General features: G+C 58.2%; 21 protein-coding genes. 16 read left to right on the forward strand and 5 right to left on the reverse strand.

From position 1 onward, the window contains the following. Positions 1–200 precede the first annotated feature (200 nt). The 4 genes from rimJ to murJ all read left to right on the forward strand — a co-directional run bounded on the left by rimJ (position 201) and on the right by murJ (position 4,016). Complete coding sequence (gene rimJ / locus MT962_RS04175; protein WP_024556679.1) at positions 201–785, forward strand: ribosomal protein S5-alanine N-acetyltransferase; 585 nt, start codon at positions 201–203, stop codon at positions 783–785. Positions 786–794: 9 nt separating this feature from the next. Continuing rightward, complete coding sequence (locus tag MT962_RS04180) at positions 795–1,442, forward strand: YceH family protein (protein ID WP_024556680.1); 648 nt, start codon at positions 795–797, stop codon at positions 1,440–1,442. A gap of 1 nt (position 1,443) precedes the next feature. Continuing rightward, positions 1,444–2,367 (forward strand): Gfo/Idh/MocA family oxidoreductase, encoded by a 924-nt coding sequence (locus MT962_RS04185; protein ID WP_247364678.1) that lies wholly within the window; start codon positions 1,444–1,446, stop codon positions 2,365–2,367. A 113-nt stretch (positions 2,368–2,480) separates the two neighbouring features. After that, the gene (murJ, locus tag MT962_RS04190; RefSeq protein ID WP_024556682.1) at positions 2,481–4,016 is read left to right on the forward strand and encodes a murein biosynthesis integral membrane protein MurJ; all 1,536 of its coding nucleotides are present in this window, start codon (positions 2,481–2,483) and stop codon (positions 4,014–4,016) included. Positions 4,017–4,153: 137 nt separating this feature from the next. Here murJ and flgN read toward each other — a convergent pair whose 3' ends face one another. The 3 genes from flgN to flgA form a co-directional block, all read right to left on the reverse strand. Beyond that, a complete protein-coding gene (gene flgN, locus MT962_RS04195) occupies positions 4,154–4,573 on the reverse strand; it encodes a flagella biosynthesis chaperone FlgN (protein WP_024556683.1) in 420 nt (139 codons plus the stop codon). 4 nt (positions 4,574–4,577) lie between these two features. Then, the gene (gene flgM / locus MT962_RS04200) at positions 4,578–4,874 is read right to left on the reverse strand and encodes a flagellar biosynthesis anti-sigma factor FlgM (protein ID WP_024556684.1); all 297 of its coding nucleotides are present in this window, start codon (positions 4,872–4,874) and stop codon (positions 4,578–4,580) included. Between the two features lie 92 nt (positions 4,875–4,966). Next, positions 4,967–5,623, reverse strand: coding sequence for a flagellar basal body P-ring formation chaperone FlgA (flgA, locus tag MT962_RS04205; protein ID WP_024556685.1), 657 nt, complete (start codon positions 5,621–5,623; stop codon positions 4,967–4,969). Between the two features lie 153 nt (positions 5,624–5,776). On the opposite strand from flgA, the gene flgB reads away from it, so the two are divergent. The 11 genes from flgB (at position 5,777) to flgL (ending at position 15,803) form a co-directional block, all read left to right on the forward strand. Further along, positions 5,777–6,193, forward strand: coding sequence for a flagellar basal body rod protein FlgB (flgB, locus tag MT962_RS04210; RefSeq protein WP_024556686.1), 417 nt, complete (start codon positions 5,777–5,779; stop codon positions 6,191–6,193). A 3-nt stretch (positions 6,194–6,196) separates the two neighbouring features. Beyond that, complete coding sequence (flgC, locus tag MT962_RS04215; RefSeq protein WP_024556687.1) at positions 6,197–6,601, forward strand: flagellar basal body rod protein FlgC; 405 nt, start codon at positions 6,197–6,199, stop codon at positions 6,599–6,601. 11 nt (positions 6,602–6,612) lie between these two features. Further along, entirely contained in the window at positions 6,613–7,305 is a 693-nt protein-coding gene (gene flgD / locus MT962_RS04220) for a flagellar hook assembly protein FlgD (RefSeq protein ID WP_024556688.1), read from the forward strand. A gap of 24 nt (positions 7,306–7,329) precedes the next feature. Next, the gene (gene flgE / locus MT962_RS04225) at positions 7,330–8,589 is read left to right on the forward strand and encodes a flagellar hook protein FlgE (RefSeq protein WP_247364684.1); all 1,260 of its coding nucleotides are present in this window, start codon (positions 7,330–7,332) and stop codon (positions 8,587–8,589) included. Positions 8,590–8,609: 20 nt separating this feature from the next. Then, a complete protein-coding gene (locus tag MT962_RS04230) occupies positions 8,610–9,365 on the forward strand; it encodes a flagellar basal body rod protein FlgF (RefSeq protein ID WP_024556690.1) in 756 nt (251 codons plus the stop codon). A 16-nt stretch (positions 9,366–9,381) separates the two neighbouring features. Further along, positions 9,382–10,164 carry a flagellar basal-body rod protein FlgG gene (flgG, locus tag MT962_RS04235; RefSeq protein WP_024556691.1) on the forward strand — a complete coding sequence of 261 codons (783 nt, stop codon included), beginning with the start codon at positions 9,382–9,384 and terminating at the stop codon, positions 10,162–10,164. Between the two features lie 55 nt (positions 10,165–10,219). Then, positions 10,220–10,918, forward strand: a complete 699-nt coding sequence (flgH, locus tag MT962_RS04240; RefSeq protein ID WP_024556692.1) for a flagellar basal body L-ring protein FlgH — start codon at positions 10,220–10,222, stop codon at positions 10,916–10,918. An 11-nt stretch (positions 10,919–10,929) separates the two neighbouring features. Beyond that, positions 10,930–12,027: a flagellar basal body P-ring protein FlgI gene (locus MT962_RS04245; protein ID WP_024556693.1), complete on the forward strand. Its 1,098-nt coding sequence runs from the start codon at positions 10,930–10,932 to the stop codon at positions 12,025–12,027. Between the two features lie 107 nt (positions 12,028–12,134). Next, positions 12,135–13,091 (forward strand): flagellar assembly peptidoglycan hydrolase FlgJ, encoded by a 957-nt coding sequence (gene flgJ, locus MT962_RS04250; protein ID WP_024556694.1) that lies wholly within the window; start codon positions 12,135–12,137, stop codon positions 13,089–13,091. A 76-nt stretch (positions 13,092–13,167) separates the two neighbouring features. Beyond that, positions 13,168–14,829, forward strand: coding sequence for a flagellar hook-associated protein FlgK (gene flgK / locus MT962_RS04255; protein ID WP_024556695.1), 1,662 nt, complete (start codon positions 13,168–13,170; stop codon positions 14,827–14,829). Between the two features lie 14 nt (positions 14,830–14,843). Then, a complete protein-coding gene (gene flgL, locus MT962_RS04260; RefSeq protein WP_024556696.1) occupies positions 14,844–15,803 on the forward strand; it encodes a flagellar hook-associated protein FlgL in 960 nt (319 codons plus the stop codon). 83 nt (positions 15,804–15,886) lie between these two features. Here the strand turns inward: flgL and MT962_RS04265 are convergent, their stop codons facing one another. Continuing rightward, positions 15,887–17,113, reverse strand: coding sequence for an MFS transporter (locus tag MT962_RS04265; protein WP_048888316.1), 1,227 nt, complete (start codon positions 17,111–17,113; stop codon positions 15,887–15,889). Between the two features lie 115 nt (positions 17,114–17,228). Here MT962_RS04265 and MT962_RS04270 point away from each other — a divergent pair, with 115 nt between their 5' ends. Next, positions 17,229–18,176, forward strand: coding sequence for a LysR family transcriptional regulator (locus tag MT962_RS04270; RefSeq protein ID WP_247364686.1), 948 nt, complete (start codon positions 17,229–17,231; stop codon positions 18,174–18,176). 22 nt (positions 18,177–18,198) lie between these two features. Here MT962_RS04270 and rne read toward each other — a convergent pair whose 3' ends face one another. After that, positions 18,199–21,366 carry a ribonuclease E gene (rne, locus tag MT962_RS04275; protein WP_247364689.1) on the reverse strand — a complete coding sequence of 1,056 codons (3,168 nt, stop codon included), beginning with the start codon at positions 21,364–21,366 and terminating at the stop codon, positions 18,199–18,201. Between the last annotated feature and the right edge of the window lie 401 nt (positions 21,367–21,767).

Below are 21,767 nucleotides of genomic sequence, written 5' to 3' on the forward strand. Positions count from 1 at the left end.
AAAACAACAATATTTTTTTATCGATCCAGATGTTTAATTGATGACGTTAATCGAAATAGCGCCGCGGGGTGCGGAAAATGGTATGTTGTTGTTTTCCCTGTTTTGTCTCGCACAGGTATAGTTAACTTACCGCGCATGAGACAGCGGCGTATCGCCGCTCGCGCCGTGTGGCTTATTGTGGACGAAGGAGTGGGTGATAAATGTTTGGCTACCGCAGTAACGTGCCGAAAGTACGATTAACGACCGATCGCCTGGTGGTGCGGCTGGTGCATGACCGTGACGCCTGGCGGCTCGCGGATTATTACGCTGAAAACCGCCAGTTTTTAAAACCCTGGGAGCCGGTGCGTGACGACAGCCACTGCTACCCCTCCGGCTGGCAGGCCCGCCTTGGCATGATCAACGAACTGCACAAGCAAGGCAGCGCTTTTTATTTCGCGCTGCTCGATCCGGATGAAAAAGCGATCCGCGGCGTGGCCAATTTTTCCAATGTGGTACGCGGCTCGTTTCACGCCTGCTATCTCGGGTATTCGCTGGGGGAAAAGTGGCAGGGCCAGGGGCTGATGTTTGAAGCGCTCACTTCCGCCATTCGTTACATGCAGCGCACCCAGCATATGCACCGCATTATGGCTAATTACATGCCGCACAATAAGCGCAGCGGCGATCTGCTCGCCCGCCTCGGCTTTGAAAAAGAGGGCTACGCCAAAGATTATCTGCTGATTGACGGCGTGTGGCGCGACCATGTGTTAACCGCGCTTACCGCCAGAGAATGGACCCCGGGTCGTTAAGGAGCAAAGATGAAACATCAGTTAAGCGCGGTGGAAGCTCGCGTCATCGGCAGCCTGCTGGAAAAGCAGGTCACCACGCCCGAGCAGTATCCGCTTTCGGTTAACGGCGTGGTCACCGCCTGCAACCAAAAAACCAACCGCGAGCCGGTAATGAACCTTTCAGAGCGCGAGGTGCAGGACGCGCTGGATGAGCTGGTCAAGCGTCATTATCTGCGCACTGTCAGCGGTTTTGGCAACCGCGTCACCAAATATGAGCAGCGCTTCTGTAATTCTGAATTCGGCGCGCTGAAGCTTTCGCCGCCGGAGGTGGCGCTGGTCGCCACGCTGATGCTGCGCGGACCACAAACGCCGGGCGAACTGCGCAGCCGGGTAGGGCGCATGTATGAGTTCGCCGACATGGCTGAAGTGGAAAGTGCGCTGGACGGGCTGGCGAACCGCGAAGACGGTCCCTTTGTCGCGCGTCTGCCGCGCGAGCCGGGCAAGCGTGAAAGCCGCTATATGCACCTTTTTAGCGGCGAAACGGAAACGCTGGCCGCGGCTGTAGAGGCGGTCAGCGCGCCTGCGGACGATCTGACGCAGCGCGTCGAGGCGCTGGAAGCGGAAGTGGCGGAGTTGAAATCCCGCCTCGAAGCGCTGCTGGGCCACCTGGGAGACTGATATGAGCAAACTTCGCATCGGCGTGGTAGGGCTTGGCGGCATTGCGCAAAAAGCGTGGCTGCCGGTGCTTTCTCACGCCACAGAGTGGCGGTTAACCGGCGCTTTTTCGCCGAATAAAGCGAAAGCGCTGCCCGTTTGCGAGGCGTATCGCCTGCCTTATGTCGACTCGCTGCAGGCGCTCGCCGCGCAGTGCGACGCCGTGTTCGTGCACAGCGCCACCAGCAGCCACTATCAGGTAGTGAGCGAATTGTTGAATGCGGGCGTGCATGTCTGCGTGGATAAGCCGCTCGCGGAAAATCTGGCGGACGCCGAACGGCTGGTGGCGCTGGCCGCCCGTAAGAAGCTGACGCTGATGGTGGGCTTCAACCGACGCTTCGCCCCACGCTATCAGGCGCTGAAAGCGCGCCTCACAGACGCCGCCTCGCTGCGTATGGATAAACACCGCGCCGACAGCGTCGGCCCGCATGATTTGCGCTTTACCTTGCTTGATGACTATCTGCATGTGGTGGATACCGCGCTGTGGCTGGCAGGCGGCGAGGGGACGCTTCAGAGCGGCGCGCTGATGGCCAATGAGCAGGGCGAAATGCTGTATGCTGAACATCACTTCGCCCGGGATCGTCTGCAAATCACCACCAGCATGCACCGGCGGGCCGGAAGCCAGCGCGAATGGGTGCAGGCGGTGACCGACGGCGGCCTTTATGAAGTCACCGATATGCGTGAATGGCGCGAAGAGCGCGGCGCAGGCGTCGTGACAAGCCCGGTGCCGGGCTGGCAGAGCACCCTGGAGCAGCGCGGGTTTGCCGGCTGCGCGCGTCACTTCATCGACTGCGTGACGAATCAGACTGTTCCGGAAACGGCAGGCGACCAGGCGCTGCTTGCCCAGCGGATCGTCGAGAAACTCTGGCGGGAGGCGATAAGCGAATAATCCCTCGTAACAACTGCCGGTAGTATTTCCCCGGCAGTTGAGTAGACTAAGCGCTTCGCTCAACGCCCCGACGCCTGCTTTGCAGGCGTTAGTGTTTGTGGACCACCAACCCGATGAATTTATTAAAATCGCTGGCCGCCGTCAGCTCAATGACCATGTTTTCCCGCGTGCTTGGCTTTGCGCGCGACGCCATTGTGGCGAGGGTGTTTGGCGCCGGTATGGCCACCGACGCCTTTTTTGTGGCGTTCAAGCTGCCTAACCTGTTGCGCCGTATTTTTGCCGAAGGGGCGTTTTCACAGGCCTTTGTGCCTATTCTCGCCGAGTACAAAAGCAAGCAGGGCGAAGACGCCACGCGGGTGTTTGTCGCTTACGTCAGCGGGTTGCTGACGCTGGCGCTGGCCATCGTGACCGTCGCAGGAATGCTGGCCGCCCCGTGGGTCATTCTGGTCACTGCGCCAGGTTTTGCTGATACGGCGGATAAATTCGCGCTGACTTCGCAGCTGCTGCGCATTACGTTTCCCTATATTTTGCTGATTTCGCTGGCCTCGCTTGCCGGCGCCATCCTTAACACCTGGAACCGCTTCTCGGTACCCGCCTTTGCGCCGACCTTCCTGAACGTCAGCATGATAGGCTTTGCGCTTTTCGCCGCGCCGTATTTTCACCCGCCGGTGCTGGCGCTGGCCTGGGCGGTCACCGTCGGCGGCGTGTTGCAACTGGTCTATCAGCTGCCGCATCTGAAGAAAATCGGCATGCTGGTGCTGCCGCGCATTAACCTGCGCGACGCGGGCGCGCGCCGCGTGCTGCGCCAGATGGGGCCAGCCATCCTCGGCGTCTCCGTCAGCCAGATCTCGCTTATTATCAATACGATTTTCGCTTCGTTTCTGGTTTCCGGCTCCGTCTCCTGGATGTATTACGCCGACCGTCTGATGGAGTTTCCGTCGGGCGTGCTCGGCGTGGCGCTCGGCACTATCCTGTTGCCTTCGCTGTCGAAAAGCTTCGCCAGCGGCAACCATGACGAATATAACCGCCTGATGGACTGGGGCCTGCGGCTTTGCTTTCTGCTGGCGCTGCCAAGCGCCGTGGCGCTGGGCATCCTTGCCAAACCGCTCACCGTTTCGCTGTTTCAGTACGGCAAATTCACCGCTTTTGACGCCGCCATGACCCAGCGGGCGCTGATCGCCTACTCTGTAGGGCTGATTGGGTTGATTGTGGTGAAAGTGCTGGCGCCAGGCTTCTATTCGCGTCAGGACATTAAGACGCCGGTGAAAATCGCCATCGTGACGCTGATTATGACGCAGTTGATGAACCTGGCGTTTATCGGCCCGCTGAAGCACGCCGGGCTTTCACTCTCGATAGGCCTTGCGGCCTGTCTGAACGCGTCGCTGCTTTACTGGCAGCTGCGCAAGCGCAGCATTTTCACGCCGCTGCCTGGCTGGGGCGCATTTTTGACGCGGCTGGTGATTGCCGTGCTCGTCATGTCCGCGGCGCTGCTCGGCATGATGCAGTTCATGCCGGACTGGGCGCTGGGCTCGATGCCCTGGCGCCTGCTGCGGTTGATGGCAGTGGTGGTAGCCGGGGTGGCGGCCTACTTCATCACGCTGGGGCTGCTGGGCTTCCGGGTGAGGGATTTCGCACGGCGCACGGCGTAAGGCGCGCCGACAGCGAATGACGCTTTCTTACCCGCGCTGCGCAGCGCGGGTAAGCGTCGCGGTTTTTTTTCGTCACCCCACAGTTTCGCCCAATAAAAAAGGCGCCTTTCAGGCGCCTTTCGTATTGATAAGCAACGTTAAATCGAAATCTTTTTGCCGCTGCGCTGGGCGCTGGCGGTCTGGCCGTTGGCGCCGTACAGGCCCGGTTCCTGATGTGGCTTCAGGATTGCCAGCGCCTGGCTATTGCGCGCCAGTTGCCCTTCAAGCAACCAGCCGTTGTGCTGATTAAGGTCGCGCAGGTGACGCGTTTTCTGCGTAATCGTCTGCCAGCGTTGAGCGTCAGCGTCAGCGTCATTGGCGGAAGCCTGCTGCAAGCGCCGCTGCTGCTCAAGATAGTCGAGCGTGGCGAGCAGGGAGCTTTTTTCTTCTGTAATACGCTGCAGCGCGCTGCCATTCACATAGCCCGCTGACAATTGCTGCTGTTCCGCGTCCATGACCTCTTTAAGGCTGGTCAGGACAACGGTCATTTGGTCTAACACTTCTGACAGACGACTCATATCGTTACTTACTCTGCAGGTAACTCCGCGCTTCCTGAATCAGCGCGTCAGCGATTTTGCCGGTGTCCATTTTCAGCTCGCCGTTACGGATAGCGGTTTTCAGCGCTTCCACGCGCTCTACGTTGATGTCGCTTGCGCCAGGCTGCGTCAGCGCCGCCTGCGCATCGCTTAAGGTTACGCTGGCGCTGTTAGCGGCAGTCGCTTTTTCGGTACGGGTTTTCTGTGGCGCGGCCTCGTTGGTTTCACGTGCCTGTACGGCGCTGATCGGTTTAGAAGGCGAAGTGCGTTCAATGCTGCTCATTGTTAAGTCCTCATTGAGGTGGCTCGCGGCGCAGAGCCTGTCATTTAGGTGTTGCTTATTTATCGGCAGTGGACAGCGAATCTTTATGAAGATTATAGACTAATCAGAATATTCCCATCAGAGCCGACCGTACCGCTCACCACCTGGCCCGAAGCCATACGCACCCGGGCATTCTGGGCAACCGCCGCATTGTTTAACGCCTGACCTTCACTGTTAATGCTAAAGCCTTCGCCTTGCGCGATAACCTGCACACGCTGGCCCGCTTTGATTCGCCATGCCTGGCGCACCATGGAAAGCAATACCGGTTGTCCTGGCGCGAGGTCGCGAAGCGTAACCGCATCCTGCGCCTGATTCAACTCCAGCATCGCCCGGGGAGGGAGTTGATCAAGGCGACCGCGCATTAAACGCACTGACGTGCTGTCGAGCCGACTGCCGCGCGCCACCGGCTGCGCCGCCACTACATACTCGCCTGTCGCCTGAACCAACACCTGCAAATACCGTTTATCGCCGCCGCAGCGCGCCTGCACGCTCAGGTTTCCCCACAGCCGCGCGTTGCCCGGCAGGCTGAACTGCGGCTGCTCGCAGGCAGGCCATAAATTGGCCGGGGTTTTAACCGTTACGCTGACGTCATCGCTTATCCCGGCAAGCCTTGCGGCGAAAAAGGGAATCAGCTGGGCTTCAAGCGTCCCGGCGAACAGGGGCGAGCTTAGCAACATTAGCGCTGCGCAGCAGAGTTTCAGGCGTTTCATGGCGCGTCTCCGTTAGCGGAATGGCGATGATTTTACCCGCACTCGTTTTCCTTCAAGGCAACAAATAGCGACGCATTTTGCGCTTATTCCAACGATAAGGGAGGGCGCTCACCCAGTAAGCTGTGCATCATCACCATGCTATGCGGAGGAATCATGCTCGACAAACTCGACGCCGCGCTGCGCTTTCAGCAAGAAGCGCTTAATTTGCGCGCCCAGCGTCAGGAGATTCTGGCCTCCAATATCGCCAACGCCGACACCCCAGGTTATCAGGCGCGGGATATTGATTTCGCCAGTGAACTCAAAAAAGTGATGGAGCGGGGCCGCACGGAAGGAAGTTCCATTGCACTGTCGATGACCTCCGCCCGTCATATCCCTGCCCAGACGAATACCGCGCCGAATGTTGATTTGCTCTACCGTATCCCCGATCAGCCCGCAATGGACGGCAACACCGTGGATATGGACCGCGAGCGCACGCAGTTTGCGGACAACAGCCTGAAATACCAGTCCGACCTGCAGGTGCTGGGCGGTCAAATCAAAAGCATGATGTCAGTGCTGCAATCGGGAGGATAACGGATGGCTTTGCTGAATATTTTTGATATCGCCGGCTCTGCGATGACCGCGCAGTCCAAGCGTCTGAACGTGGCGGCCAGTAACCTGGCAAACGCCGACAGCGTTACCGGACCGGATGGTCAACCGTATCGCGCGAAACAGGTCGTGTTTCAGGTTGATGCCCAGCCAGGCTCGCCGACAGGCGGCGTGAAGGTGACTAATGTCCTGGAAAGCCAGGCGCCGGACAAACTGGTCTATGAGCCAGGCAATCCGCTGGCGGACGCCAAGGGTTACGTGCGCATGCCCAATGTGGATGTGGTTGGCGAGATGGTGAACACCATGTCCGCCTCCCGCAGCTATCAGGCTAACGTGGAAGTGCTTAACGCCACGAAATCCCTGATGCTCAAAACGCTCACCCTCGGTCAATAAAGGAGAAGGGCATGTCGATTTCCGTAAACGTTAACGACCCGACTAACAGCGGCGTCAGCAGCGCGACCGGCACCAGCACCAGCAGCGCCAACGGTCTCTCCGGCAGCAGCGCCTCGGACCTGCAGAGCAGCTTCCTGACGCTGCTGGTCGCCCAGTTGAAAAACCAGGACCCGACCAACCCGCTGCAGAACAACGAGCTGACCACTCAGCTTGCGCAAATCAGCACCGTGAGCGGTATTGAAAAACTCAACACCACGCTCGGCGCCGTTTCCGGTCAGCTTAACAACAACCAGTCGCTGCAGGCGAGCACCCTTATCGGCCATGGCGTCATGGTTCCGGGCACTACCATTCTTGCCGGTAACCAAACCACTACGCCGTTTGGCGTAGAGCTGGCGCAGGCTGCCGATAAAGTGACCGCCACCATTACGGATAAGAGCGGCGTAGTCGTACGCACGATTGAACTCGGCGGGCTGAGCGCGGGCGTCCATACCTTTAGCTGGGACGGCAAGCTAAACGACGGCACTACCGCGCCGGATAACGCTTATAACGTCTCCATTTCCGCCAGCAGCAACGGCACGCAGCTGGTCGCCCAGCCGCTCAACTTTGCGCTGGTCAACGGCGTAACGAAGAGCGCCAACGGCAGCCTGCTGGATTTAGGTACTTACGGCACCACCACCCTCGACGAAGTCAGACAAATCATCTGATTCAACCATTATCAGGAGTAAGACATGGCGTTTTCTCAAGCGGTCAGCGGCCTGAATGCCGCGGCCACCAACCTGGACGTAATTGGCAACAACATTGCCAACTCCGCGACCTACGGTTTTAAATCGGGTTCTGTCTCCTTCGCCGACATGTTCGCAGGCTCAAAAGCGGGTCTCGGCGTGAAAGTGGCGGGCATTACCCAGGATTTCAGCGACGGTACGACCACCAATACCGGTCGCGCCCTGGACGTGGCTATCAGCCAGAACGGCTTCTTCCGTCTGGTAGACAGCAACGGTTCGGTCTATTACAGCCGTAACGGCCAGTTCAAGATGGACGAAAACCGTAACCTGGTGAACATGCAGGGCCTGCAGTTAACCGGCTACCCGGCAACCGGCACGCCGCCGACCATTCAGCAGGGCGCAAACCCGGTAGGACTGACCGTTCCGAACACCCTGATGGCGGCGAAAACCACCACCACGGCGGAAATGGTCGTTAACCTGAACTCCACCGACAAACTGCCGACCAAAACCCCGTTCGATCCGACTGATTCGGATACCTATAACAAAAAAGGTTCCGTTACCGTATTCGACAGCCAGGGTAACGCGCATGACATGAACGTCTTCTACGTGAAAACTGACGCCAACACCTGGGCCGTTTACACGCAGGACTCCAGCGTTAACACCCCGTGGGTTGCCAACACGCCGGCAAACACCTACATGAAGTTTGATGAGAACGGCACCCTGACCGGTCTTGCCGCGACTGCCGCTGACGCCGCCGCAGGCACCGTCACCAATCCGCCGTCTTTCAACGTCACCACTGGCCCCATCAACGGTGCGACGCCTGCGACTTTCGCGCTGAACTTCTTTGGTTCCATGCAGCAGAACACCGGCACCAGCAGCATCGTTTCCACCACCCAGAACGGCTATAAGCCGGGCGACCTGGTGAGCTACCAGATTAACGACGACGGCACCCTCGTCGGCACTTACTCTAACGAACAGCAGCAGCTGCTGGGTCAGATCGTGCTGGCGAACTTCGCGAACCCGGAAGGGCTGTCCTCGCAGGGCGATAACGTCTGGGCTTCTTCCAACGCCTCTGGCGTGGCGCTGCTCGGCACGGCGGGCACCGGCAACTTCGGCTCTCTGACCAACGGCGCGCTGGAAGCTTCCAACGTCGATCTGAGTAAAGAACTGGTCAATATGATCGTTGCGCAGCGTAACTACCAGTCCAACGCGCAGACAATCAAAACGCAGGATCAGATCCTCAACACGCTGGTTAACCTGCGCTAAGTGAGTGAAGGAAGGGCTTAATGGATCACGCAATCTATACCGCGATGGGCGCGGCAAGCCAGACGCTGAACCAACAGGCGGTAACGGCGAGCAACCTCGCCAACGCCTCTACGCCAGGCTTTCGCGCTCAGCTTAACGCGCTGCGCGCCGTGCCGGTGGAAGGGCTTTCGCTCAATACCCGAACGCTTGTGACGGCCTCGACGCCCGGCGCGAATATGAGCCAGGGCGAATTCAACTATACCTCGCGTCCGCTGGACGTGGCGGTGCAGCAGGATGGCTGGCTTGCCGTGCAGGCCGCTGACGGCAGCGAAGCCTATACCCGCAATGGCAACATCCAGGTTGGGCCGACGGGGCAGTTGACCATTCAGGGCAACCCGGTCATGGGCGAGGGCGGTCCGATTGCCGTGCCGGAAGGCTCGCAAATCACTATCGCGGCGGACGGCACGATTTCCGCGCTTAACCCCGGCGATCCGGCGAATACCGTGGCGCCCGTCGGCCGCCTGAAGCTGGTGAAAGCCGAAGCGCGTGACGTGGTGCGCGGCGATGACGGCCTGTTTCGCGTCAGCCCGCAGGCGCAGGCCCAGCGCGGCGCGGCGCTGCAGGCCGACGCTACGGTACGCGTGATGCCAGGCGTGCTGGAAGGCAGCAACGTCAAGCCGGTTGAAGCGATGACCGACATGATAGCCAACGCCCGCCGCTTCGAGATGCAGATGAAAGTCATCTCCAGCGTCAATGATAACGAACAGCGCGCTAACCAGCTGCTGTCAAACAGTTAAGAAACAGGACGCCACTATGATCAGTTCATTATGGATCGCCAAAACCGGTCTGGACGCCCAGCAAACCAATATGGACGTTATCGCCAACAACCTGGCGAACGTCAGCACCAATGGTTTTAAGCGCCAGCGCGCGGTTTTTGAAGATTTGCTCTACCAGACGATTCGCCAGCCCGGCGCGCAGTCTTCCGAGCAGACTACGCTGCCTTCCGGCCTGCAGATAGGCACCGGCGTACGCCCGGTGGCTACCGAGCGTCTGCACAGCCAGGGCAACCTTTCCCAGACTAACAACAGCAAAGATGTTGCAATTAAAGGCCAGGGCTTTTTCCAGGTGCTGTTACCGGACGGAACGTCGGCTTACACCCGCGATGGTTCTTTCCAGGTTGACCAGAACGGCCAGCTGGTGACGGCGGGGGGGTTCCAGGTTCAGCCTGCCATTACCATTCCGGCGAATACGCTGAGCATTACCATTGGTCGTGATGGCGTGGTGAGCGCCACTCAGCAGGGCCAGGCCAACCCGGTGCAGGTAGGCCAGCTCAACCTGACCACTTTTATGAACGACAGCGGTCTCGAGAGTATCGGTGAAAACCTTTATACCGAAACTCAGGCTTCCGGCGCGCCGAACGAGAGCACCCCGGGCCTTAACGGCGCCGGTCTGCTGTATCAGGGTTATGTTGAAACCTCTAACGTGAACGTGGCGGAAGAGCTGGTAAACATGATCCAGGTGCAGCGCGCTTACGAGATCAACAGTAAAGCGGTCTCCACGACCGACCAGATGCTGCAAAAACTGACGCAACTCTAAGGTCCCTTCGGCGCGGCGTAAGCCGCGCCGGATACCCGAACTCAAGATGAATGCCATGCAAAAAACCGGTGCGCCACTTTATCCTTACGCGATTGCGCTCGCGCTGACCCTTTCAGGCTGCGCCTGGGTGCCTTCCACCCCGTTGGTTCAGGGGGCTACCACCGCGCAGCCCGCGCCCGCGCCCGCGCCGGTGGTTAACGGGTCGATTTTCCAGTCCGTTCAGCCGATTAACTACGGCTACCAGCCGCTGTTTGAAGACCGTCGTCCGCGCAATATCGGCGACACGCTGACTATCCAGTTGCAGGAAAACGTCAGCGCCAGCAAAAGCTCGTCGGCGAATGCCAGCCGCGACGGCAAAACCAGCTTTGGTTTAGATACCGTTCCGCGCTACCTGCAAGGCCTGTTCGGCAATGCGCGCGCCGACGTCGACTCCTCAGGCTCTAACGCTTTTAACGGCAAAGGCGGCGCCAACGCCAGCAACACCTTCAGCGGCACGCTGACGGTCACGGTCGATCAGGTGCTGGCCAACGGCAACCTGCACGTGGTGGGCGAGAAACAGATAGCCATCAACCAGGGCACAGAATTTATCCGCTTCTCCGGTGTGGTCAACCCCCGCACCATTAGCGGCAACAACACCGTACCGTCCACGCAGGTGGCGGACGCAAGAATCGAATATGTCGGCAACGGCTATATCAACGAAGCGCAGAATATGGGCTGGCTGCAGCGCTTCTTCCTCAACTTATCGCCGATGTAACGAGGTGACACATGGTTAAATCCCTATTCGGGGTCATGCTTCTGCTGGTCGCGACGCTTGCGCAGGCAGACCGCATTCGTGACCTGACAAGCGTGCAGGGCGTGCGTGAAAACTCCCTGATTGGCTACGGCCTTGTAGTCGGCCTTGACGGGACGGGCGACCAGACGACCCAGACGCCGTTCACCACCCAGAGCTTAAACAACATGCTCTCCCAGCTCGGCATCACCGTGCCGGCGGGCACCAACATGCAGTTGAAAAACGTGGCGGCGGTAATGGTCACCGCAAGCTTCCCGGCTTTTGCGCGCCAGGGGCAGACCATCGATGTGGTGGTTTCCTCGATGGGCAACGCCAAAAGCCTGCGCGGCGGTACGCTGCTGATGACCCCGTTAAAAGGGGTTGATAACCAGGTTTATGCGCTGGCGCAGGGCAACATTCTGATCGGCGGCGCGAGCGCCTCCGCAGGCGGCAGCAGCGTGCAGGTCAACCAGGTCAACGGCGGGCGCATCACCAACGGCGCTATCATTGAGCGCGAGCTGCCAAGTCAGTTCGGTAATGGCAACACCATTAACCTGCAGCTTAATAATGAAGACTTCACCCTGGCGCAGCAGATCTCCGACACCATCAACCGCGCCCGCGGCTACGGCAGCGCCACTGCGCTGGATGCCCGTACCGTGCAGGTTCGCGTGCCGACGGGCGGCAGCTCGCAGGTCCGCATGCTGGCGGATATCCAGAACCTGGAAGTGAACGTGGCGGTGCAGGATGCGAAAGTCATTATCAACTCCCGCACCGGCTCGGTGGTGATGAATCGCGAAGTGATGCTCGATTCCTGCGCCGTAGCGCAGGGCAATCTTTCCGTCACGGTTAACCGTCAGGCGAACGTCAGCCAGCCGGATACGCCGTTTGGCGGCGGGCAGACCGTCGTGACGCCGCAGACGCAAATCGATATGCGCCAGAGCGGCGGGTCGCTGCAGACGGTGCGCGAGAGCGCGAGCCTCAACAATGTTGTACGGGCGCTTAATGCGCTGGGCGCGACGCCTATCGACCTGATGTCGATTCTCCAGTCGATGCAAAGCGCTGGCTGTCTGCGCGCCAAACTGGAAATCATCTAAGCGATATAACGGCCTTCGCCTCTGGGGTGAAGGCCGCAGTTTTATGTTCTTCCCGCCTGAGCGGCAGTAAAAGCGCGAGAGCGGGTTAACTTTTAAAGGACAGTCTCATGCTGAACGACACCCGACTGATGACCAGCGCGGCCTGGGACGCGCAGTCATTAAACGAACTAAAAGCCAAAGCGGGCCAGGATCCAAAAGCCAATATCAAAGATGTGGCCCGCCAGATGGAAGGGATGTTCGTGCAGATGATGCTAAAAAGCATGCGTGAAGCACTGCCGAAAGATGGGTTGTTCAGCAGCGACCAGACGCGGCTTTATACCAGCCTGTATGACCAACAGATTGCTCAACAGATGACGTCAGGCAAAGGACTTGGGCTTGCGGACATGATGGTGAAACAGATGGGCGGCGAGCAGCAGGCAAGCGCGCCGGACGAGGCCTCTGTGCAGACGGCGCCGATGAAGTTTGATATCGACACCGTAAATACGTACCGCAACCAGACGCTGACGCAAATCGTGCGCAGCGCCGTGCCGAAAGCGCCATCTAATGACGAGCCGCTCTCCGGCGACAGCAAAGACTTCCTCGCCCAGCTCGCGCTGCCTGCGCGTCTCGCCGCCGAGAAAAGCGGCATTCCCCATCACCTTATCCTCGCCCAGGCGGCGCTGGAGTCGGGCTGGGGCCAGCGTCAAATTCGCACCGAAAGCGGCGAGCCAAGCTTTAACCTTTTTGGCGTGAAAGCCACGTCGAGCTGGAAAGGGCCGGTGACGGAAATTACAACCACCGAGTATGAAAACGGCGAAGCGAAAAAGGTCAAAGCGAAGTTTCGCGTTTACAGCTCTTATCTCGAAGCGCTTTCCGATTATGTCGGGCTGCTGACCCGCAACCCGCGCTACGAAGCGGTGACCAATGCCGCGACGGCGGAGCAGGGCGCGCAGGCGTTGCAGAACGCCGGCTACGCGACCGATCCGAACTACGCGCGCAAGCTGACGTCGATGATTCAGCAGCTTAAATCGATGTCCGAGAAAGTGAGCAAAGCTTACAACAACGATTTGTCGACGCTTTTCTGAAAACGCTCAAGTTATGTCGCAGGCTGCCGATACTTCTCGACAGGACCCTGAGTCAGAATGTTCATAAGGAACCCCCATGTCCAGTAGCTTAATTAATAGCGCCATGAGTGGCCTTGGCGCAGCCCAGGCTGCGCTGAATACTGTCAGCAACAACATTTCCAGCTATAACGTGGCGGGATACACCCGTCAGAACACCATTTTAGCGTCGGCCAACAGTACGCTGGGTGCAGGGGGATATACTGGCAATGGCGTTTATGTCTCCGGTGTTCAGCGTGAGTACGATGCGTTTATTACTAATCAGTTGCGCAGTGCTGAAAACCAGGGAAGCGGATTAACGTCACGTTATGAGCAGATGTCAAAAATTGACAATATGTTCTCTGGCAGCACCAATACGGTTTCAACCTCTTTGCAGGGCTTTTTCACCAGCTTACAAACGCTGGTAAGCAACGCTGAGGACCCGGCTGCACGTCAAACTTTGCTGGGTAAAGCGGAAGGCCTCGTTAACCAGTTTAAAGTGGCAGATCAATATCTGCGCGATCAGAATAGCCAGGTTAATACAGCCGTTTCCTCAAGTGTAAGTCAGGTGAATAGCTACGCTAAACAGATAGCGAATCTGAACGATCAGATTTCTAAGCTGACCGCAGCGGGAGCAGGCGCTTCGCCAAATGCTTTACTTGACCAGCGCGATCAACTGGTTAGCGAACTCAATAAAGTCGTGGGCGTAGAAGTTAGCGTGCAGGATAGCGGCACTTATAACATTTCTATCGGTAACGGCTACTCACTGGTGCAGGGCAGCACTGCGAATCAACTTGCCGCCGTCTCTTCCAGCAACGATCCGTCTCGCGTTACGGTTGCTTATGTCGACAAAACCGCAGGCAACATTGAGATTCCAGAGAAATTACTTACCACAGGTACGCTGGGCGGCATGCTGACATTCCGTTCTCAGGATCTCGATCAGACGCGTAACTCTCTCAACCAACTGGCGCTCTCTTTTGCTGATGCGTTTAACAATCAGCATAAGAAAGGTGTTGATCCCAGCGGTGCAGATGGCGGTGATTTCTTTGAAATTGGTAGCCCTGCGGTACTGAGCAACAGTAAAAACAGCAAGACGCCAGGCGCTACGCTGACGGCTTCCATCACTGACGGCTCCCAGGTTCAGGCGACCGACTACAAGGTTGTATTTGATGGTAACGACTGGCAGGTAACGCGTCTGTCCGACAATACCACCGTAACCGCAACCCAGACGCCGGCTGGCGGTCCTTTTACGGGCCTTGAGTTTGATGGCCTGAAGGTTGATATCAGCGGCAGCGCGGCGACGAATGATACCTTTACGGTGAAACCGGTTGTTAACGCCATTGTGAATATGAGCGTCGCTATTAAAGATGAGTCAAAAATTGCTCTTGCAGGCGAGGCGGGCACGGGCGAAAGCGATAATCGTAACGGCCAGGCATTACTCAATCTGCAAAGCAGCAAAGCGGTGGGTGGCAATAAAACGTTTAACGACGCCTATGCCGCACTGGTCAGTGACGTGGGAAACAAGACCAACACACTGAAAATCACCAGCACAACGCAAAGCAATGTCGTCACGCAGCTTAGCAACCAGCAGCAATCTATTTCGGGGGTTAACCTCGATGAAGAATACGGTAACCTGCAGCGTTTCCAGCAATACTACCTGGCTAATGCGCAAGTGTTACAAACCGCTTCCACCCTGTTCGACGCTCTGCTGTCGATTCGCTAACGGAGTATAACGCGATGCGTATCAGCACCCAGATGATGTATCAGCAAAACATGCGCGGCATTACCGATAGCCAAAGCGCATGGCTTGGCTATGGCGAGCAGATGTCCACAGGCAAGCGTGTGAACAGGCCTTCCGACGATCCTATCGCCGCATCTCAGGCGGTAGTTGTCTCACAGGCGCAGGCGCAAAACAGTCAGTATGAGCTTTCGCGTACTTTCGCTACACAGAAAGTCTCGTTAGAAGAGAATATTCTGGGGCAGGTAACTACAGCAGTTCAGGGCGTACAGGAAAAGCTGGTTAATGCAGGTAACGGTACGCTAAGCAATGACGACCGCGCTTCACTGGCGACTGACCTGCAAGGGTTGCGGGATCAACTGCTAAATCTGGCAAACAGTACGGATGGCAATGGTCGCTATATTTTTGCAGGCTATAAAACCGAATCAGCGCCTTTTGTCGAGGGTGCAAGCGGTGTGACTTATGCTGGTGGGGAAGAGGCAATCACGCAAACTGTCGATACAGCGCGGAGCATGATCATCGGCCATACCGGGAAGCAAGTATTTCAAACCGTGACCAGCAACGCAGTAAAAGAGCCAGATGGTTCTGTACAGAGCGATATGTTTGCAACGCTTGATAAAGCAATTGCTGCGCTCAAAACACCTATTGAAGATGGTGACGATACGGCGCGTGAAGCCTTCACAGCGGCAATTGATAGCGCTAACCGCGGAATGCGAAATTCCTACAATAATGTGTTGACTGTGCGCGCTGAACTGGGAACGCAACTTACTGAACTGACGGCGCTTGATGCTTCAGGCGATGACCGAACACTGACGCTGACTCAACAAATGAGCGATCTGGTAAACGTTGACTATAACGCGGTTATCTCTTCGTACACCATGCAGCAGGCGGCGCTTCAGGCTTCCTATAAAACGTTCAGCGACATGCAGGGCATGTCGCTGTTCCAGTTGAATAAATAAAAATAAAAGTTTGGAGCATGTCATGAAACTGGGCATGCTTTATATGCCCGCTTCCGCACCCCGGAGCGGGCCTTTTTTTATCTTCAGCGCGTGGCCGCAGCGCTAAGCGGCGTGCGTTTTCCCGCAAGGCGAATCGCAAGGCTTATCAGGCTTACCACCGTGGCGAGCGCGACCACCGCAGGCCAGCCTGCAAGCGTATAGGCTTTACTGCCAAGTATTGAACCCAGCGCCATACCGATAAACACCACCGTAAAGAGCAGGGCGTTAAGGCGACCGCGTGCGGCGGGCTCCAGGCTATAAACCAGCGTCTGGTGCGCGACCAGCGTTGACTGCAATCCTAAATCAAAACCGATGGCGGCAATCGCAATAATGGCGAGCTGCATGCCAGGGCCAAAGAACGGCAGTGTAAACATCAGGGCGAAAGAGAGGCTTACCAGCGCGGCGCCAAGCTGCGTGACTCTTTGCGGACCGAAGCGGTCTGAAAGCGTGCCGGAGAGCGGAGCCGCCAGCGCGCCCGCCGCGCCCGCCAGACCAAAGGCGCCCGCAGCGGCGCTGCCGACGTGGTAACTGTTATGCAGCATGACCGCCAGCATTGACCAGAACGCGCTAAAACCAATCGACAGAAAGCCCTGGGCAAACGCCGCCTGACGCAGCGCCGGGTAGCGGCGCCACAGTGTTACCAGCGATTTCATCAGTGCCGGATAGCCAAGTTCAGAATGCGCGGCGAAGCGCGGCAGTACGCGCCAGAGCAGCAGGCCGATGAAGGCGATGCTAACGGCCGCCAGCTGATACATGACACGCCAGCCAAACGCCGCGCCCACCAGACCGCTGACCGAGCGGGAGAGCAGAATGCCAAGCAGCAAGCCGGTCATGACCGTGCCGACCATTTTGCCCTGTTTGCCGGCAGGAGCGAGGATAGCGGCGGCGGGGACAATATCCTGCGCCACCGTGGCGGCCATACCGACCAGCAAGCTTAAGCCGAGCAGCCCTGTAAGGCTTGCTGAAAAGCTATAGAGCGCCAGCAACACGGCAAGCAAGGCGCATTTCAGCAAAATAAGATGGCGGCGGTCGTAGCGGTCGCCAAGCGGCAGCAAGAAGAAAATGCCCAGCGCGTAACCCAGTTGCGTAAGCGTTGGGATAAGCCCCATCCCGTTAACGTCAAGCTTAAGCGCGGCGCCCATCAGCGGCAGAATCGGCTGAGCGTAATAAATAGAGGCCACGCTTAACCCTGTGGCGAACGCCAGCACCAGGATAAGCCCGGCGGGCAGAGAAGCGGCGGCCGTTTGCGGCGCGGTGTGTGCAGGTTTCACAATGAGTTCCTTAACATGGGGTATGTATGCTTATTGTCGGCCCGTATCGGGTAGCGTGGTAGAGCAGGGCATGATAAAACAGTTATACGTCAGCCGTATGACCAGGAGAGAAAATGTGCCTTCAGAACGTATAGATCGGCTGGAATTGATGCATACTTTTGTGCGTATTATTGAGAGCGGATCGCTTTCCGCTGCGGCTTTGCAGCTTGGCACAACACAGGCGACCGTGAGCCGCAGGCTGAAAACGCTGGAGGATCTGCTGGGGGCCAGGCTGCTGCTGCGTACCACCCACGCTATGAAGCTGACCGACGACGGCGAGCGCTGCTATCAGCATGCGAGGGGCATTATCGGCAACTGGGCGGCGCTGGAGGATGAGCTGAAAAATGCGGAGGACGATCCTGTCGGCATTTTACGCGTGCGAGCGCCTCATGCCTTCGGCCAGGATCAGCTTATCGCGCCGTTGACTACTTTTCTTAACCATCACCCGAAGCTGGCGATAGAGTGGACGCTCAATGATAAATCGCCCGACTTTATTGGTGAAAATATTGACTGCGCCATTCATGTGGGGCCAGACATCGATCCGACCTGCATCGCCGTGCCGCTTGCTGAGGTGCCGCGCATTGTCGTGGCCACGCCGGAATTGCTGAACCACCATCCGGACATGACGCACCCGAGCCAGCTTGCTTCGCTGCCGTGGGTTGCGCTAAGCACTTTTTATCGGCGGGAAGTGACGCTGACCCATGGACAAACCCGTGAGCCCGTCTCCTTTACTATCAGTCCGCGCTTGAGTTCGGACAGCCTTTATGCGGTACGCCGGACGGTGCTGAACGGGATTGGCGCGGGGATTGTGTCGGCCTGGGTTGTACTGGAGGATCTGGCGCAGGGCCGGCTGGTGCATTTACTGCCTGAATGGCAGGTTTCGCCGCTGCCGATGTATCTGGTTTATCCCTACGCCCGCTATTACCCGGCGAGGCTGCGAAAGTTTCTGTCGCTGATGCGCGAAGCGATGCCGGAACTGGCAGGCATGCGGCGGATTGAAGGCAATAAAAAAGCCGGTCAGTGACCGGCTTTTTCAGGTTTACGGCTTATTCCGCTGCCTGCGGACGACCCGCTGGCGCAGAGGCGTGATGGGTGGCGCTATGGCCGCCCGCAGCGCCTTTGCCGCTGAAGTCGAAGGCCGGGCGAACCCAGTCGCTATGACGCGGCGGCTCCGGGATGTATTCCGGCGCCGGAGCGCGAGTCATCGGCGCAGCGGCGTGGTTGCGTTCAACCGCTACGCTCGGTTTCGCCGCGACAGGCGCTGCTTCAACCGGCTTCGCCTGCTCTTGCGGCTTCGCTTCGCGCGGCTGCACCTCTGCTTGCGGCTCCGCCTGCGGCTCGGCGACTGGCGCGGTTTCCGCCATTTCCGCCGCCTGGGCTTCGCGAACGTGTTCTGCTTCGCTTGCCGGCTGCGCTTCTTCAATCACGCGCTCTGCAACGGCTTCTTCCCGCGGCTCGATAAGCTGCGGTTGAGCATCAACCGGGCTTTCGATAACTTCCGGGTGAGACGTTTCAATTGCAGGTTCCTGCGGCGCCTCGGCTTGCGCGTCGGCAACCGGTTCAACCACCACCGGCTCGCTCGTCGGCGCTGGCTGTGCGGCGGCGGCAGGGGCAGCGACGTCAGCCGGGGTCTCAACAACGTCCGGCGCAGCCTGTTCGAACTGCTCCTCCATCACTTCATCCTGCGGACGAGCGACTGGATAGCGGATCCAGACTTTGCCGGAGGCCATTTCTGGCGAGGCGCAGGCGACGGTCAGCGGCATTGGTGACTGCGTCGGGTAACGCTCGTCACGATAACGGCGACGGCGCTGGCCGCTCACGCGCAGATGGCGCGGAGAACGACGGGAGCGACGCGGCATACCGGCGTTATCTGCACGGCCTTCGCCCGCTTCTTCCTGCTCGGCTGCGTTTTCAACGACCGCTGGCAGAGGAATGGTGGCGACTTCGGTGCTGGCGGACGGTGCCGCTTCAACCGCTTCTTCTTCAACAACCGTTGCGGATTCGGCGGACTCAATGCGGATCTTCTGCGTAAGCTGGCGCGGTTTACGACGCGGCATCACCTGTACGCGCTCTTCCTGCTCGGCGGCTTCCTGCTCCGGCGCTTCTTCGCGGGTCAGCGCTTTCACTTCCTGCTGCGCCTGACGTTTCTCTTCCGCACGGCGACGGTTACGTTCGCGACGCGGCTGCTGCTCCTCACGCGGTTTGGCTTTCTCCGTCTCTTCCACAACCGGCTGCCGGGCTTCACGCGCTTCGGCATTCTGTTGCTGAGCCTGACGGCGGTTGCGGCGGTTCTCTTCGCGAGCCGCTTCACGCACTTCGCCATTTTCAGCGCGGGTTTCACGGTTGGGGCGCTCGTTGCGATCGCGACGCGGTCCCTGACGGCGGTTGTTGCGACGCTCCTGCGGTTTCTCCTGCGCAGGCGCTTTCTGCTCTTGCGGCTGAACAGGCGTTTCGCTGGCGGTCTCACCGGCGAACAGATTTTTAAACGCGCCAATCAGACGGCTCATAAAACCAGGCTGCGCGGGTTGCGCCGGCGGCTGGGCTACGGCGACGCCCGGCGCGACAGGTTTCTCGGCAGCGGCGCTTTCCTGTGGCATCGGCGGCACATCCGGCATCACAAAGGTAGCAAGCGCTGGCTGTTCAGGACGTTTACGCTCGGCGTACTCTTCATCAGAAGGCAACGCCATGGCTTCTTCATGCAGCTTCGGCAGCAGATAGCTCAGGGTGGGCGTCTCTTCGCCTTTACGTACGCGCAAAACAGAGTAGTGCGGAGTTTCCATCTGATCGTTAGGCACAATCACGCAGCGTACGCCGCCCTGGCGTTTTTCAATCGCGTTTACCGCTTCGCGTTTTTCGTTCAGCAGGTAAGAGGCGATAGGCACAGGCACAATGGCATGCACCTCTTTGGTGTTCTCTTTCAGCGCTTCTTCTTCAATCAGGCGCAGAATGGAGAGCGAGAGTGATTCATTGTCGCGAATGGTGCCGGTGCCGCTACAGCGCGGGCAAACGTGATGGCTGGATTCGCCAAGCGACGGGCTCAGGCGCTGACGGGACATCTCCAGCAGGCCGAAGCGCGAGATGTGGCTAATCTGGATGCGCGCACGGTCCTGGCGCACCGCTTCACGCAGGCGATTTTCCACCGCGCGCTGATGGCGCACCGGGGTCATATCGATAAAGTCGATAACGATAAGGCCGCCGAGGTCGCGCAGGCGCAGCTGGCGCGCAATCTCATCTGCCGCTTCAAGGTTGGTGTTAAACGCGGTCTCTTCGATATCGCCGCCGCGGGTGGCGCGGGCGGAGTTGATATCGATGGCGGTCAGCGCTTCGGTGGTGTCGATAACGATCGAACCGCCGGAAGGCAGACGCACTTCGCGCTGGAAGGCGGACTCAATCTGCGACTCAATCTGGTAATGGCTGAACAGCGGAATTTCACCGGTGTAGAGCTTAATTTTGCTACTGAAATCCGGACGACCCAGCGCGGCGATATGCTGGCGCGCAAGCTCAAGCACTTTCGGGTTGTCGATAAGGATTTCGCCGATGTCCTGGCGCAGGTAGTCGCGGAAAGCGCGAACGATAACATTGCTTTCCTGATGGATAAGGAAAGGCGCCGGGCGGCTCTCTGCGGCTTTCTGAATCGCTTCCCAGTGCTTCAGGCGGAAGCTTAAATCCCACTGCAGCGCTTCGGCGGATTTACCGACGCCTGCGGTGCGCACGATAAGACCCATGCCGTCAGGCAGTTCAAGGCTTGAGAGCGCTTCTTTCAGCTCGGTGCGATCGTCGCCTTCAATCCGGCGTGAAATACCGCCCGCGCGCGGGTTGTTCGGCATCAGCACCAGATAACTTCCCGCCAGGCTGATAAAGGTGGTCAGCGCCGCGCCTTTGTTGCCGCGCTCTTCTTTATCGATCTGAACAATAACTTCCTGACCTTCACGCAGTACATCTTTGATGTTAGGGCGGCCATGGGCGGAGTAGTTGGCGGGGAAATATTCGCGGGCGATTTCTTTTAACGGGAGGAAACCGTGTCTTTCAGCGCCGTAATCAACAAATGCGGCTTCCAGACTGGGTTCAATGCGGGTGATTTTGCCTTTGTAGATGTTCGCTTTTTTCTGTTCGTGTCCTGGGCTTTCGATATCCAGGTCGTACAGGCGTTGCCCATCAACAAGGGCGACACGCAACTCTTCCTGCTGAGTTGCGTTAATTAGCATTCTTTTCATCGTAACTTACTCGTTATTCTTACATTGACGATAAAGCTGCGGGCATGGTGACGTTGACCGGGAGTGAACCGATGGCCTCGTGACTGTTCACGCCGTCAACCTCACGGCTGTCGTACGCTTAGGAGGCGCAGAGTGTCGGTAGCCTGTATTTCAACTGGAAATACAGCGCAATTATCAAAAAGGAACAGCCTGGGAGTAACTCTCCAGAGAAGCTTCCATTTACCGGCCAGGCTGCAACCCGCAGCCCGCTAACTGCCTGAAAGTTCAATACGTCTTACGCCATTGCTGCGTGGATGGACATTCAGGCAAAACTGGTAATTCCGCAAAATTCCTTGTCTTAACAAGTCTCAACACGGAAAACGGCAACATTATTCCATTGGCAGGCTTGTTATAGCAAGCTG

The organism is Franconibacter sp. IITDAS19 (assembly GCF_023079515.1).
GTDB lineage: Bacteria > Pseudomonadota > Gammaproteobacteria > Enterobacterales > Enterobacteriaceae > Franconibacter > Franconibacter pulveris.